This is a genomic window from Teichococcus deserti, from assembly GCF_001982615.1.
GTDB lineage: Bacteria > Pseudomonadota > Alphaproteobacteria > Acetobacterales > Acetobacteraceae > Pseudoroseomonas > Pseudoroseomonas deserti.
Genome location: NZ_MLCO01000187.1, coordinates 1 through 12,126 on the forward strand (window position 1 = coordinate 1; position 12,126 = coordinate 12,126).

Annotated in this window: 11 protein-coding genes and 1 pseudogene; 9 read left to right on the plus strand and 3 right to left on the minus strand. The window is 71.8% G+C overall.

Translation table 11 applies throughout. The features are described from left to right. The 9 genes and pseudogenes from BKE38_RS18300 to trpA form a co-directional block, all read left to right on the plus strand. Positions 1 to 1,111 (plus strand): annotated as a pseudogene (locus tag BKE38_RS18300) (DUF4139 domain-containing protein); the annotation flags it as partial. Positions 1,112 to 1,639: 528 nt separating this feature from the next. Then, positions 1,640 to 3,361 (plus strand): 30S ribosomal protein S1, encoded by a 1,722-nt coding sequence (gene rpsA, locus BKE38_RS18305; RefSeq protein ID WP_076958709.1) that lies wholly within the window; start codon positions 1,640 to 1,642, stop codon positions 3,359 to 3,361. A 182-nt stretch (positions 3,362 to 3,543) separates the two neighbouring features. Beyond that, entirely contained in the window at positions 3,544 to 4,461 is a 918-nt protein-coding gene (gene sppA, locus BKE38_RS18310; RefSeq protein WP_242662461.1) for a signal peptide peptidase SppA, read from the plus strand. 64 nt (positions 4,462 to 4,525) lie between these two features. Continuing rightward, complete coding sequence (gene ihfB, locus BKE38_RS18315) at positions 4,526 to 4,852, plus strand: integration host factor subunit beta (protein WP_076958710.1); 327 nt, start codon at positions 4,526 to 4,528, stop codon at positions 4,850 to 4,852. An 8-nt stretch (positions 4,853 to 4,860) separates the two neighbouring features. Continuing rightward, on the plus strand, positions 4,861 to 5,193 hold the full coding sequence (locus BKE38_RS18320; protein WP_076958711.1) for a lipopolysaccharide assembly protein LapA domain-containing protein: 333 nt from the start codon (positions 4,861 to 4,863) through the stop codon (positions 5,191 to 5,193). Beyond that, positions 5,193 to 5,906 (plus strand): orotidine-5'-phosphate decarboxylase, encoded by a 714-nt coding sequence (gene pyrF / locus BKE38_RS18325; RefSeq protein ID WP_076958712.1) that lies wholly within the window; start codon positions 5,193 to 5,195, stop codon positions 5,904 to 5,906. The genes BKE38_RS18320 and pyrF overlap by 1 nt, the downstream gene beginning before the upstream one ends. After that, entirely contained in the window at positions 5,907 to 6,569 is a 663-nt protein-coding gene (locus BKE38_RS18330; protein ID WP_076958713.1) for a phosphoribosylanthranilate isomerase, read from the plus strand. 146 nt (positions 6,570 to 6,715) lie between these two features. Continuing rightward, positions 6,716 to 7,933, plus strand: a complete 1,218-nt coding sequence (gene trpB / locus BKE38_RS18335) for a tryptophan synthase subunit beta (RefSeq protein ID WP_207553604.1) — start codon at positions 6,716 to 6,718, stop codon at positions 7,931 to 7,933. Further along, on the plus strand, positions 7,930 to 8,760 hold the full coding sequence (gene trpA, locus BKE38_RS18340; RefSeq protein ID WP_076958714.1) for a tryptophan synthase subunit alpha: 831 nt from the start codon (positions 7,930 to 7,932) through the stop codon (positions 8,758 to 8,760). The genes trpB and trpA overlap by 4 nt, the downstream gene beginning before the upstream one ends. Before the next feature lie 258 nt (positions 8,761 to 9,018). Here the strand turns inward: trpA and BKE38_RS18345 are convergent, their stop codons facing one another. From BKE38_RS18345 to BKE38_RS18355, 3 genes are read right to left on the minus strand one after another with little or no spacing between them, the layout of a single operon-like run. After that, positions 9,019 to 9,978, minus strand: a complete 960-nt coding sequence (locus tag BKE38_RS18345; protein ID WP_076958719.1) for a Bug family tripartite tricarboxylate transporter substrate binding protein — start codon at positions 9,976 to 9,978, stop codon at positions 9,019 to 9,021. Between the two features lie 43 nt (positions 9,979 to 10,021). Further along, positions 10,022 to 10,933: an AEC family transporter gene (locus BKE38_RS18350; RefSeq protein WP_076958715.1), complete on the minus strand. Its 912-nt coding sequence runs from the start codon at positions 10,931 to 10,933 to the stop codon at positions 10,022 to 10,024. 15 nt (positions 10,934 to 10,948) lie between these two features. Further along, entirely contained in the window at positions 10,949 to 11,932 is a 984-nt protein-coding gene (locus tag BKE38_RS18355; protein ID WP_076958716.1) for an adenosine kinase, read from the minus strand. Positions 11,933 to 12,126: the final 194 nt, after the last annotated feature.

Sequence of the window (12,126 nt, forward strand, 5' to 3'; positions counted from 1 at the left end):
CGCCCCTATCGCGCCCGCCGGCCCGATGCTGCGCCGCGAGCGCGCCGCCGCCGCCGATGCCGCGCGGCCCGCCCCGGCGGAGCTCGCCGCCCCGGCGCTGGCCGCCGCCTCCGCCGGCCGCGTCGCCTTCACTTTGCCGGAGCCGGTGACGCTGCGCGGCGGCGAGACGGCCAACCTGCCCTTCCTCGATGCCCGCCTGCCGGCCGAGCGCGTCTGGTGGGTGCAGGAGCTCTCCGCCCGCCACCCGCTGCAGGCGCTGCGCCTGACCAACAACGGCAACGCCATCCTGCCGGCGGGCCTGGCCACCGTCTTCGGCACGGCAGGGGCCGAATCCGGCGCCTTCCTGGGCGATGCCGAGATCCGCGCCATGGCCCCGGGCGAGACCCGGCTGCTGGCCTTCGCCCGCGACCGCGACGTGCTGCTGACCTCCTCCAACGACCAGTCGGAGCGGCTGACGGCGGCCGACCTGCAGGGCCACCAGCTGAAGCTGCGCTTCCTGCGCATCGAGACCCTGTCCTTCGCCGTCGACCCGCGCGGCGCCCGCGGGCGGCTGCTGCTCGACCTGCCGCGCCGCCCGGGTTCGACTCCGCGCTTCAGCATCGCCTCCGAGGGCGATTTCGGCCTGCGGCACGAGGCGGTGCTCGACGGCAAGCCCACCACCCTGCGCCTCTCCTATGAGAGGGAGATGCGGCGCGACATGCCGCTCTGGGACCAGGCGCTGGGCGACCCTCGGCTGCTGGTCTGGCGCGACATCGACCTGGAGCGCGACGCCCGCCGCCTGCCCGGCGGCCCCGGAACGCTGGAGACGCTGCGCGAGCTGCAGACCCGCATGCCGCCCGAGGATGCCGGCACCCTGACCCGCCTGGTCGAGCAGATGGGGAAACAGAGAGAACTGCTGGATGCCTTCCGCGCCGCCGCCATCGCGGCCCAGGCCGCTGATGCCGCGCTGACCCGGGCCCGCGCCGCGGCTGAGGACCGCAGCGGCGGCTCGCGCACCGTGGCCCGCCAGGCGCTGAACGCCGCCTCGGCCGAGGCCGAGCGCACCGGCACCGCCGCCGACCGCGCCTGGACCGCCTGGCAGCTGGGCGTCGAGGCGCTGCTGGGCGGCTGATTCCGGAGTCGCGCCGCCGCGCCGCCGATCGACGGGGCGCAGGGCCGGCAGGGCAGGGGCCGCGGGCGGTCCCTGCCGCGGCCTTCGCCGCATTAAAAAACCGAATCAATCCATAAGCTAAAAAAGCTTCCGCGGGCGCTGAAAGCCGCCCGCGGCGGTTGCGCCGCACCGTTTCGCCGCGCTTCCGATTTCGCTTGACGGGCCCGCCACCCCTGGCCTAGGGGCCAACGCTGAGCTGAAGGGCCGCGAGGTCCGGCAGCGTCCGGCGGGGGTTTTTCCCCTCGGGCTTTCGCCTTGCCAGGGCCTTGCGCCCTGGGCGATGCGTCCGCCGCCGCCGGGCCGGAAAAGGCGGGCCGCACACCGTCTGTCGCAACCGGGCCGGTCGGCGCCATGCCCCAAGGGGTCAGCGCCCGGTCAAGTCGTGTCTGCCGTCGACGACCCCCGGGCGCCGGGGTGCTCCTCCTCTGGTGGATGCGCAGGAATCGGCCCGGATGCCTGTCCGGGCCGGTGTCAGGAAATTTCCGCTTCATGGCTAATGCCAACAGCCTTTCCACGACCTCGGCCGGCATGGAAGATTTTGCCGCCCTGCTCGACGCCTCGCTGGGCGCCGACACCGGCTTCGCCGGCTCGGTGGTGACCGGCCGCGTCGTCCGGGTGGACGACGATTTCGCGGTCGTGGACGTCGGGCTGAAGAGCGAGGGGCGCGTGCCCCTCAAGGAATTCGCGCCCCCCGGCCAGAAGGCCGAGGTGAAGCCCGGCGACATCATCGAGCTCTTCGTCGAGCGCTATGAGGATCGCGACGGCTCCATCGTGCTGAGCCGCGAGAAGGCCCGCCGCGAGGAAGCCTGGACCAACCTGGAGAAGGCGTTCAACGCGCAGCAGCGCGTCAACGGCGTCATCTTCGGCCGCGTCAAGGGCGGCTTCACCGTCGACCTCGGCGGCGCCGTGGCCTTCCTGCCCGGCTCCCAGGTCGACATCCGCCCGGTGCGCGACGTCGGCCCCCTGATGGGCAGCCCGCAGCCGTTCCAGATCCTGAAGATGGACCGCGCCCGCGGCAACATCGTGGTCTCGCGCCGCGCTGTGCTGGAAGAGACCCGTGCGGAGCAGCGTTCTGAGCTGATCCAGGGCCTCAAGGAAGGCATGATCCTCGACGGCGTCGTCAAGAACATCACCGACTACGGTGCGTTCGTCGACCTCGGCGGCGTGGACGGCCTGCTGCATGTCACCGACATCGCCTGGCGCCGCATCAACCACCCGTCCGAGGCCCTGACCATCGGTCAGCAGGTCCGCGTGCAGGTCATCCGCTTCAACTCCGAGACGCAGCGCATCTCGCTCGGCATGAAGCAGCTGATGTCCGATCCGTGGGAAGGCGTGGCGATCAAGTACCCGGTCGGCGCCAAGTTCTCGGGCCGCGTGACCAACATCACCGACTACGGCGCCTTCGTGGAGCTGGAGCCGGGCGTCGAGGGTCTGGTCCACGTCTCCGAGATGAGCTGGACCAAGAAGAACGTCCACCCGGGCAAGATCGTCGCCACTTCGCAGGAAGTCGACGTGATGATCCTGGACGTGGACGAGCCGAAGCGCCGCATCTCGCTCGGCCTGAAGCAGGCCCAGGGCAACCCCTGGGAGCTGTTCCTGGAGAGCCACGGCCCCGGCTCGATCGTCGAGGGCGAGATCCGCAACATCACCGAATTCGGTCTGTTCGTGGGTCTGGCTCCCGAGATCGACGGCATGGTGCACATGTCCGACCTGTCCTGGGATGTCGCCGGCGAGCAGGCGATGGCCGCCTACAAGAAGGGCGACGTCGTCAAGGCCAAGGTGCTGGACGTCGATATCGAGAAGGAGCGTATCTCCCTCGGCATCAAGCAGCTCCAGGCTGACCCGGCCGCCGAGGTTCTCGACCGCGTCCGCAAGGGCGATGTCGTGACCTGCGTCGTCACCAAGGTCGAGCAGAACGGCATCGAGGTGAAGGTCGACGAGGTCCTGACGGGCTTCATCCGCCGCGCCGAGCTGGCCCGTGACCGTGGCGACCAGCGCCCCGACAAGTTCGCCATCGGCGAGAAGGTCGATGCCAAGGTGACCGCCGTGGATCGCGCCGCCCGCCGCCTGGCCCTGACCATCAAGGGCAAGGAAGTCGAGGAGGAGCGCGAGGCGATGAAGGAATATGGCACCGCCGATTCCGGCGCCTCGCTGGGCGACATCCTGGGCGCGGCCATCCGCCGCCGCAACCAGAGCTCCAGCGACGAGTAAATGGAGAAGGCCGGGGGGTCCGAGGCACTGCCTCGGACGGACCCCCGGACCCCATTCTATCTCTGATCTTTGGCGCTGGCGGTGACGGCAGCGCCCGAAGGCCCCGGGGGAAACCCTGGGGCCTTTCGTCATGGGGGCTTTCCCTTGACCCGGCACCCCCCGCCCCCCATTCATGGGCGGCCATGAGCATGCCCCTCGAGCACGACCTGCTGGTCGACCGCCGCCGCCTGAAGCGCCGACTGGTGTTCTGGCGCGTCGCCGCCGTGCTCGCGGTGCTCGCCGCCGGCGCGGCGCTGGCCGGACGTATGGCCGGCAGCTTCGGCCCCGACCACCTGGTCCGCCTCTCGGTCGAAGGCACCATCACCGACGACCGCAAGCTGACCGAGGCCATCGCCGCCGCCGCCGGCGACGCCGCCGTGCGCGGCATGATCCTCTCGATCGACAGCCCCGGCGGCACCGTCGCCGGCGGCGAGGGGCTGCACGCCGCCCTGCAGCGCTTCCGCGACACCGGCAAGCCGCTGGTCGCCGTGATGCGCGGCACCGCCGCCTCCGCCGGCTACATGATCGCCATGCCGGCGCAGCGCGTCTTCGCCCGCGAATCCACTCTCACCGGCTCGATCGGCGTCATCCTGCAGAGCTTCGAGGCCAGCCGGCTGATGGACACGCTCGGCGTCCGCGCCGAGATGCTGACCTCCGGCACCCTGAAGGGCGAGCCCAACCCCTTCCGCCCGATGACCGCCGAAGGCCGCGCCGTGCTGCAGGGGGTGCTGGCCGACATGCACGCGCAATTCGTCGCCATGGTCGCCGAGGGCCGCCACCTGCCGCTCGAGCGCGTCCAGGCCCTGGCCGATGGCCGCGTCTACACCGGCCGCCAGGCCCTGGCCGAGAAGCTGATCGACGCCATCGGCGGCGAGCCCGAGGCACGCGCCTGGCTGGCCGCCGAGGCGAAGATTCCGGCCGAGATCCCGGTGCAGGATCTGGACCCGCGCAGCGCCGCCGAGCGCGCGCTTGGCTTCTCGGTCCGGATGGTGATGAAAAGCGTGGTTTCTGAATGGCTTGCGATTGACGGCGTCCGGGCCGTTTGGCAGCTTCAGCCGTGACCCTTTCTGCAGTGACCGGCAAGCCGGCCCCCCCTTCAGGCTTCCGGCAGGAGAGCGCAGCGCCATGACCAAATCCGAGCTGATCGCGCAACTGGCGGCGGCCAATCCGCATCTGCGCCAACCGGACGTGGAGCTGATCGTCGGCACCATCTTCAACGAAATCACCGCGGCGCTGGCCCGCGGCGACCGGGTCGAGCTGCGCGGCTTCGGCGCCTTCTCCGCCAAGGCGCGCGAGGCCCGCACCGGCCGCAACCCGCGCACCGGCGAGGCCGTCGAGGTCTCCAGCAAGGCCGTGCCCTATTTCAAGCCGGGCAAGGAGCTGCGCGAGCGCGTCAATGGCGGGCCGCTGCAGGCGCCCAAGCGCGCGCCGCGCGCGGCCCCGGCCCCGTGAGGTTGCCCATGAGGTTCATCGGCCTGGTTCTGACCGCCCTGCTGCTGCTGCTGCTGGTGCTCTTCGCCATTTCCAACAGCGCGGCCGTGGCGCTGCAGCTCTGGCCCCTCGACCTCGCCTGGGAGGTGCCGCTGGCCGGCGCCGTGCTCGGCGCCGCGGCGATCGCCTTCCTGCTCGGCGCGCTGGTCGCCTGGGGCGGCGCGCTGCGCTACCGCCGCCGCGCCTGGAAGATGCAGCGCGCCGCCCAGCTGCTGGAGGCCGAGCTGGCCGAGCTGCGCGCCCAGCAGGACGCCGCGCGCAAGGCGGCGGTCCCGGCGGGCACCGCCGTGGCCACCCGCTGATGCGCCAAAAGCCCAACGCGGCCGGCATCATCGCCGCGCTGGACACGCCGGATGCTGGCCTGGCCGAGGCCTGGGCCGGCGCCGTCGCGCCGCATGTCGGCCTGGTGAAGGTCGGGCTGGAGCTGTTCTGCGCCGAGGGCCTGCCGGTCGTGACGCGCGTGGCGAAGCACCGCCCGGTCTTCCTCGACCTGAAGTTCCACGACATCCCCAACACCGTGGCCGGCGCCGTCCGCTCGGTCTGCGCCGCGCGCCCCGCGATGCTGACGCTGCATGGCGGCGGCGGCACTGCGATGATCGAGGCCGCCCGCCGCGCCGCCGAGGACACGCTGGGCGAGGAACGCCCGGCGATCCTGGCGGTCACCGTGCTGACCAGCTTCACCGCGGCCGGCCTGGCCGAGACCGGCGTCTCCGGCGGCCCGGCGCAGCAGGTGCTGCGGCTGGCCCGCCTGGCGCTCTCCGCCGGCGCCGACGGGCTGGTCTGCAGCCCGCATGAGGTGTCCCGCATCCGTGACGCCTTTGGTAGCGACCCGCTGCTGGTGGTTCCCGGTGTCCGCCCCGCCGGCGCCGAGATCGGCGACCAGGCCCGCGTCGCGACGCCGGAGGAGACCATCGCCGCCGGGGCCGACTGGCTGGTGATCGGCCGGCCGATCATGGCCGCCGCCGACCCGGCCGCCGCCGCCGCCGCCATCGCCGCCTCGATCCGGCCGCGCTAGATGCCGCACAGCCTGCCCCGCATCCAGGTCAAGGTCTGCGGCATCAACGACGGGGAGGCCTATGACGCCGCCTGCCGCGCCGGCGCCGACATGGTGGGCTTCGTCTTCTTCCCGCCCTCGCCGCGCTACGTCACCCCGGAGCAGGCGGCCGAGCTCGCCGGGCGCAGCGGCACCGGCCGCCGCCCGCTGGCCGTGGGCCTGTTCGTCGATCCCGACGACGCGCTGATCGCCGAGGTGCTGGAGCAGGTGCCGCTCGGCCTGCTGCAGCTGCATGGCGAGGAGACGCCGGAACGCTGCGCCGCCATCCGCGAGCGCTTCGGCCTGCCGGTGATGAAGGTGCTGGGCATCGCGACGGACGCCGATCTCGCGCTGATCGAGGCCTATGCGCCGGTGGTCGACCGCTTCCTGCTGGACGCCAAGGCGCCGCCCGGCGCCAGCCTGCCGGGCGGCAACGCCGTCAGCTTCGACTGGACCTTGCTGGCCGGCCGCAGCATTCCGAAGCCCTGGATGCTGGCTGGCGGGCTGACGCCGCTGAACGTGGCCCAGGCCATCCGCGCCAGCGGAACCGTGGCCGTCGACGCCTCCTCCGGGCTCGAGCGGATGCGCGGGGTGAAGGATCCCGTGCTCATTGCGGCCTTCATTGCTGCGGCGCATTCGGCGTAAGACGGCAGCGGGCGGGGCGGACGGCCTCGTTCCCGGGCTTTTCCTGAGAAAACCATGCGGGGGGGCGCTACCCCCTGCCGTCGCTGCGCGCTAACACGGTTGCGCACTTTGCGCGCTGTCTTCGTCGCGCCGCTTGGAGGAATGGAGTGAACAAGCCTCTGCCAAATACTCTGCGCCAGGGCCCGGATGGGCGCGGTCGCTTCGGTCAGTTCGGCGGCCGCTATGTCGCCGAGACGCTGATGCCCGTCATCCAGGAAGTCGAGAAGGCCTATAACGAGGCCCGCAACGACCCGGCCTTCATGGCAGAGTGGCGACGCTTGCTGAAGGACTATGTCGGCCGCCCCAGCCCGCTCTGGCTCTGCGAGCGGCTGACCGAGCACCTCGGCGGCGCCAAGGTCTACTTCAAGCGCGAGGAGCTGAACCACACCGGCGCGCACAAGATCAACGCCGTGCTGGGCCAGATCATGCTGGCCAAGCGCATGGGCAAGCCGCGCATCATCGCCGAGACCGGCGCCGGCCAGCATGGCGTGGCCACCGCCACCGCCTGCGCGCTGTTCGGGCTGAAATGCGTCGTCTACATGGGCGCCACCGACGTCGAGCGGCAGCAGCCCAATGTCTTCCGCATGAAGCTGCTGGGGGCGGAGGTCATCCCCGTCACCTCCGGCGCCGGCACGCTGAAGGATTCGATGAACGAGGCGATGCGCGACTGGGTCGCCAATGTCGCCGACACCTACTACTGCATCGGCACCGTCGCCGGCCCGGCGCCCTTCCCGCAGATGGTGCGCGACTTCCAGTGCGTCATCGGCGAGGAGACGAAGCAGCAGATCCTGCTGGCCGAAGGGCGCCTGCCCGACGCGCTGGTCTGCGCCGTCGGCGGCGGCTCCTCGGCCATGGGGCTGTTCCATCCCTTCCTGGACGATGCCGATGTCGCCATCTACGGCGTCGAGGCGGCCGGCCGCGGCATCGACACCGGCGAGCATGCGGCGGCCATTGCCGGCGGCCAGCCGGGCGTGCTGCACGGCAACCGCACCTACCTGCTGCAGGACGCGCACGGGCAGATCCAGGAGGCGCATTCGATCTCGGCCGGGCTCGACTATCCCGGCATCGGGCCGGAGCATTCCTGGCTGCACGAGATCGGCCGGGTGAACTATGTCAGCGTCACCGACCAGGAAGCGCTGGACGCCTTCCAGCTGTGCTCGCGGCTGGAGGGCATCATCCCCGCCCTCGAATCCGCGCATGGCCTGGCGCATGTGCTGAAGCTGGCGCCGACCATGGACAAGGACAAGATCATCGTCCTCAACCTGTCCGGCCGCGGCGACAAGGACATCTTCACCGTCGCCAGGCACCTGGGAGAGACGCTGTGAGCCGCATCGCCAGGCGCTTCGCGGAGCTGAAGGCGGAGGGGCGTGGCGCCCTGATGCCCTTCATCGAGGCCTATGACCCCGACCCCGCCACCAGCATGGCGCTGCTGCGCGGGCTGCCGGGGGCGGGGGCCGACCTGATCGAGCTGGGCGTGCCCTTCACCGACCCGATGGCCGACGGCCCGACGGTGCAGGGCGCCGGCCAGCGCGCGCTGAAGGCCGGCGGCTCGCTTGCCGGCGCGCTCGCCATGGTGCGCGACTTCCGCCGTGAGGACGAGGACACGCCGATCGTCCTGATGGGCTACCTCAACCCGATCCTGGCCTATGGCATCGACCGCTTCTGCCTCGACGCCTCCTCCTCGGGGGTCGACGGGCTGATCGTGGTCGACCTGCCGCCGGAGGAAGCCGACGAGCTGGCCATCCCGGCCCGCGCGCAGCTGCTCGACATGATCCGCCTGGTGGCGCCCACCACCGACGAGGCCCGCCTGCCCAAGGTCCTGGCCGGCACCAGCGGGTTCATCTACTACGTCGCCATCACCGGCGTGACCGGGACCCACAGCGCGGCCAAGGACACCCTGGCCACCGCCATCCCCCGCGTCCGCAAGTTCACCGACCTGCCGATCGCCATCGGCTTCGGCGTCCGCACGCCGCAGCAGGCGGCGGAAGCGGTGCAGGTGGCCGACGGCGCCGTGGTGGCCTCGGCGCTGATCGACACCCTGGCCAGGTCGCTGGACGAGCAGGGCCGGGCGAAGCCCGACACCGTCCGCAAGGTGCTCGACCAGGTGCGCGACCTGGCCGAAGCGGTGCGGGGGGCGCGGGTGGCGGCCTGATCGAGAGGATAGGGGCAGGGCAGGGGAATGAATTCCCCTGCACCCCTTCTTTTTTCTTTCTGACTGCCGTGTCCAGGTGGGGACGTACGTGAAACGGCCCATCAGCAGCGCGACCTGACAGGTCGCGCTGTTTTTGTATCTGGCGTCCCGCCGTGATGCCCTGGTGTCGCCGGTGCCCTGGCGCAGGTCGTCCAACATCCGATGAACAGAAAAAAGATGGGGTCCAGGGGAATTCATTCCCCTGGCCTGCCGCTGTCTTCAGCTGTCCAACCTGATCCCAAGCTCCCGGATCAACGGCCGCCACACCCCGTTTTCCTTCGCGACGAAGTCGTTGAGGGCCGCGGGTGTCCAGGGAGCGCTTTCGATGCCCAGGCCGCGCATCCGCTCCTGCATGGCGTCGCTCGCCACCGCCGCGCGCAGGTCCTGGTTCAGGCGCTCGATCACCGCGGGCGGCGTACCGGCGGGGGCGTGCATGCTCTGCCAGCCGAAGGCGACGGCCTGGCCGATGCCGAGCTCCAGCGCGGTCGGCACCGTGGGCGCCTGGGCCGAGCGCGCTTCCGACAGCACCACCAGGGCGCGCGCCTTGCCGTCGCGCAGGAAGGGGATGCCGGTGGCGCAGTCGATCAGCACGCTGTCGAGCGTGCCCCCCAGCAGGTCCTGCATGGCGGCGGGGCCGCCGCGATAGGGGACGTGGGTGGCGTCGAAGCCGGCGCGGCGCTTCAGCATCTCCATCGCCAGGTGGTGCGGCGAGGCGACGGCCGGGGAGCCGTAGGTGGGCGGGCTGGCCTGCTTCGTATAGGCAGCGAAGCTGTCGATCGGGCTGTCGGGGCGGACCACCAGGAACAGCGGGAAGCGGCCGATGAAGCCGACGCCGGTCAGGTCGCGGTCGGGGTCGTAGGGCAGCCGGGCATAGAGCGCCGGGTTGTAGACCAGGTTGCCGTTGTCAGCGTGGAGCAGGGTGTAGCCGTCCGGGGCGCTGCGGCTGACGGTCTCGCTGGCCAGCACGGCGCCGCCGCCGGGGCGGTTCTCCACCAGCATGGTCTGGCCCAGGCGCGGGGTGATGAAGCTGGCGATCAGCCGGGCATAGGTGTCGCTGGGCCCGCCGGGCGGATAGCCGACGACCCAGCGCAGCGGGCGCTCCGGCCAGGTCGGCGTCTGGGCCTGGGCCAAGGTGGGCAGGGCCAGGGCGGTCCCCAGAACAGCGCGTCGTCGCAGCATCGCATCGCTTCCCGTGATGCGCCGCATCATGCGCCGGGCGGGCTCAGCGCGCCAGCAGCAGCACCCAGAGCGGCAGGGTCACCATCGCCGCCAGATGCTGGGTGGTGATCATGGCGGCCATCAACGGCGCATCGCCGCCCATCCCGCGCGCCTGGACATAGGAGGTGGTGGCGGTGGGCTGCGCCATGAACAGCACGGCCACCGTCAGCGCCAGCGCCTCCAGCCCCAGGGAGGCCGCCAGGCCCAGGGCGATCAGCGGCATCAGCAGCAGCTTCAGCACGCCGGTCAGCAGCTGGGTCACCGGCTGCGCCTGCAGCGCCCCCGGCGTCAGCGCCGCGCCAACGCAGAGCAGCCCGACCGCCAGCGACCCCTGCGCCAGCCCGCGCAGCAGCCCCGACAGCCCGGGCGGCGGCCCGCCCAGCAGCGCCAGCACCATGCCGGCGGCGCAGGCCTGCAGCAGCGGGTTGGTGACCAGTTGCCTGGCCACGCGCCGGGGGCTGGGCCGGGCGCTGCCGCCGACCGCGAAGACGATGGTGATGACCACCTGGACGAAGGGCACGATCAGCCCGGTGGCGATGCCGCCGACGGCGATCCCCGCCGGGCCATGGATCGCGCCGGCCACGGCGAAGGCCAGCAGGTTGTTGTAGCGGATGCCGCCCTGCAGCACCGAGGTCGCCGTGGCATGGCCATGCCCCAGCGCCCGGGCCAGCACCAGCGACAGCACCGCGCCGATCGCCAGCGATCCCCAGATGGTCCCGGCCAGCGCCCCCAGCGGCAGCGCCGCCAGGTTCACCGAGCCGATCGAGGAGACCAGCAGCGCCGGCAGCAGCACGGAGAAGACCAGCTTCTCCATGCCCGCCCAGACCGACGCCTCGGTCAGCAGCCGCCGGCGCAGGACAGCGCCCAGGCCGATGATGCCGAAGGTGGCGACGAAGGCATCCAGCCAGGGGCCCATCGGGGCGGCTTGGCGTCAGCGGGCGGCGACGAGGGCCTCCAGGTCGGCCTGCGGCCGGGCGCCGAAATGGCCGATGCACTCGGCCGCGGCGATCGAGCCCCAGCGGCCGCATTCCGGCAGCGCATGGCCCCGGGTCAGCGCCGCCAGGAAGCCGGCGGCATAGGCATCGCCGGCGCCGGTGGAATCGACCACCCGGGCGGGCTCGGCCTTGATCACATGGGTCTGGTCGCCGGCGACGACGACGCTGCCCTGCTCGCTGCGGGTCAGGGCGGCCAGCTTCACCTCGCCGCGCACGGCTTCCATGGCGGCCTCGAAGCTGTCCACCTCGTAGAGCGACATGATCTCCGCCTCGTTGGCGAAGAGGATGTCGACCTGGCGGGCGACCAGCGCGCGGAAGGCCTCGCGGTGGCGGCCGACGCAGAACGGGTCGGACAGCGACAGCGCGACCTGCCGCCCGGCCGCATGCGCTGCACCCGCCGCCCGGCGGAACGCCGCCTGCGCCGCCGGCGGGTCGAACAGATAGCCTTCCAGATAGGTCACCGCGGCGGAGGCGACGAGGGCCGTGTCGACATCCTCCTCGCCGAAGCTGACGCAGGCGCCGAGATAGGTGTTCATGGTGCGCTGGCCGTCCGGCGTCACCAGGATCAGGCAGCGCGCCGTGGGCGCGCCGCCGGACAGCGGCGCGGTCGGGAAGACCACGCCGGCGGCGCGGATGTCATGCGCGAAGGCCTGGCCCAGGGCGTCATCCGCCACCTTGCCGAGATAGCCGACCTTGGCGCCCAGCCCGGCGGCCACCGCGCAGGTGTTGCCGGCCGAGCCGCCGCTGCTCTCGATCCCCGGGCCCATGGCGGCGTAGATCGCATCGGCCTGGGCCGTGTCGATCAGCGCCATCGATCCCTTCACCATGCCCTGCGCGGCCAGGAAGCTGTCCTGCGCCTGCGCCTGGACGTCCAGGATGGCGTTGCCGATGCCGAGGATGTCGAGAGTGGTGCCGGTCATGCTGCGTTCCCGTCTGGCTGCGCCACCGCGATAGCAGCCGCGCGCCGGACTTCATAGGGCGGGGTCGCGGCACCCGGTTCCGCTCACATCTCGCGGCGCGGCATGCGGGCGCCGGCGTGACGAAACCGGCGCGGTCGCTGCTGCGCCAAGGGCTTTCGCCCCCGCGCAGCAGGCGAGAAAAGCGCAGGAATTTC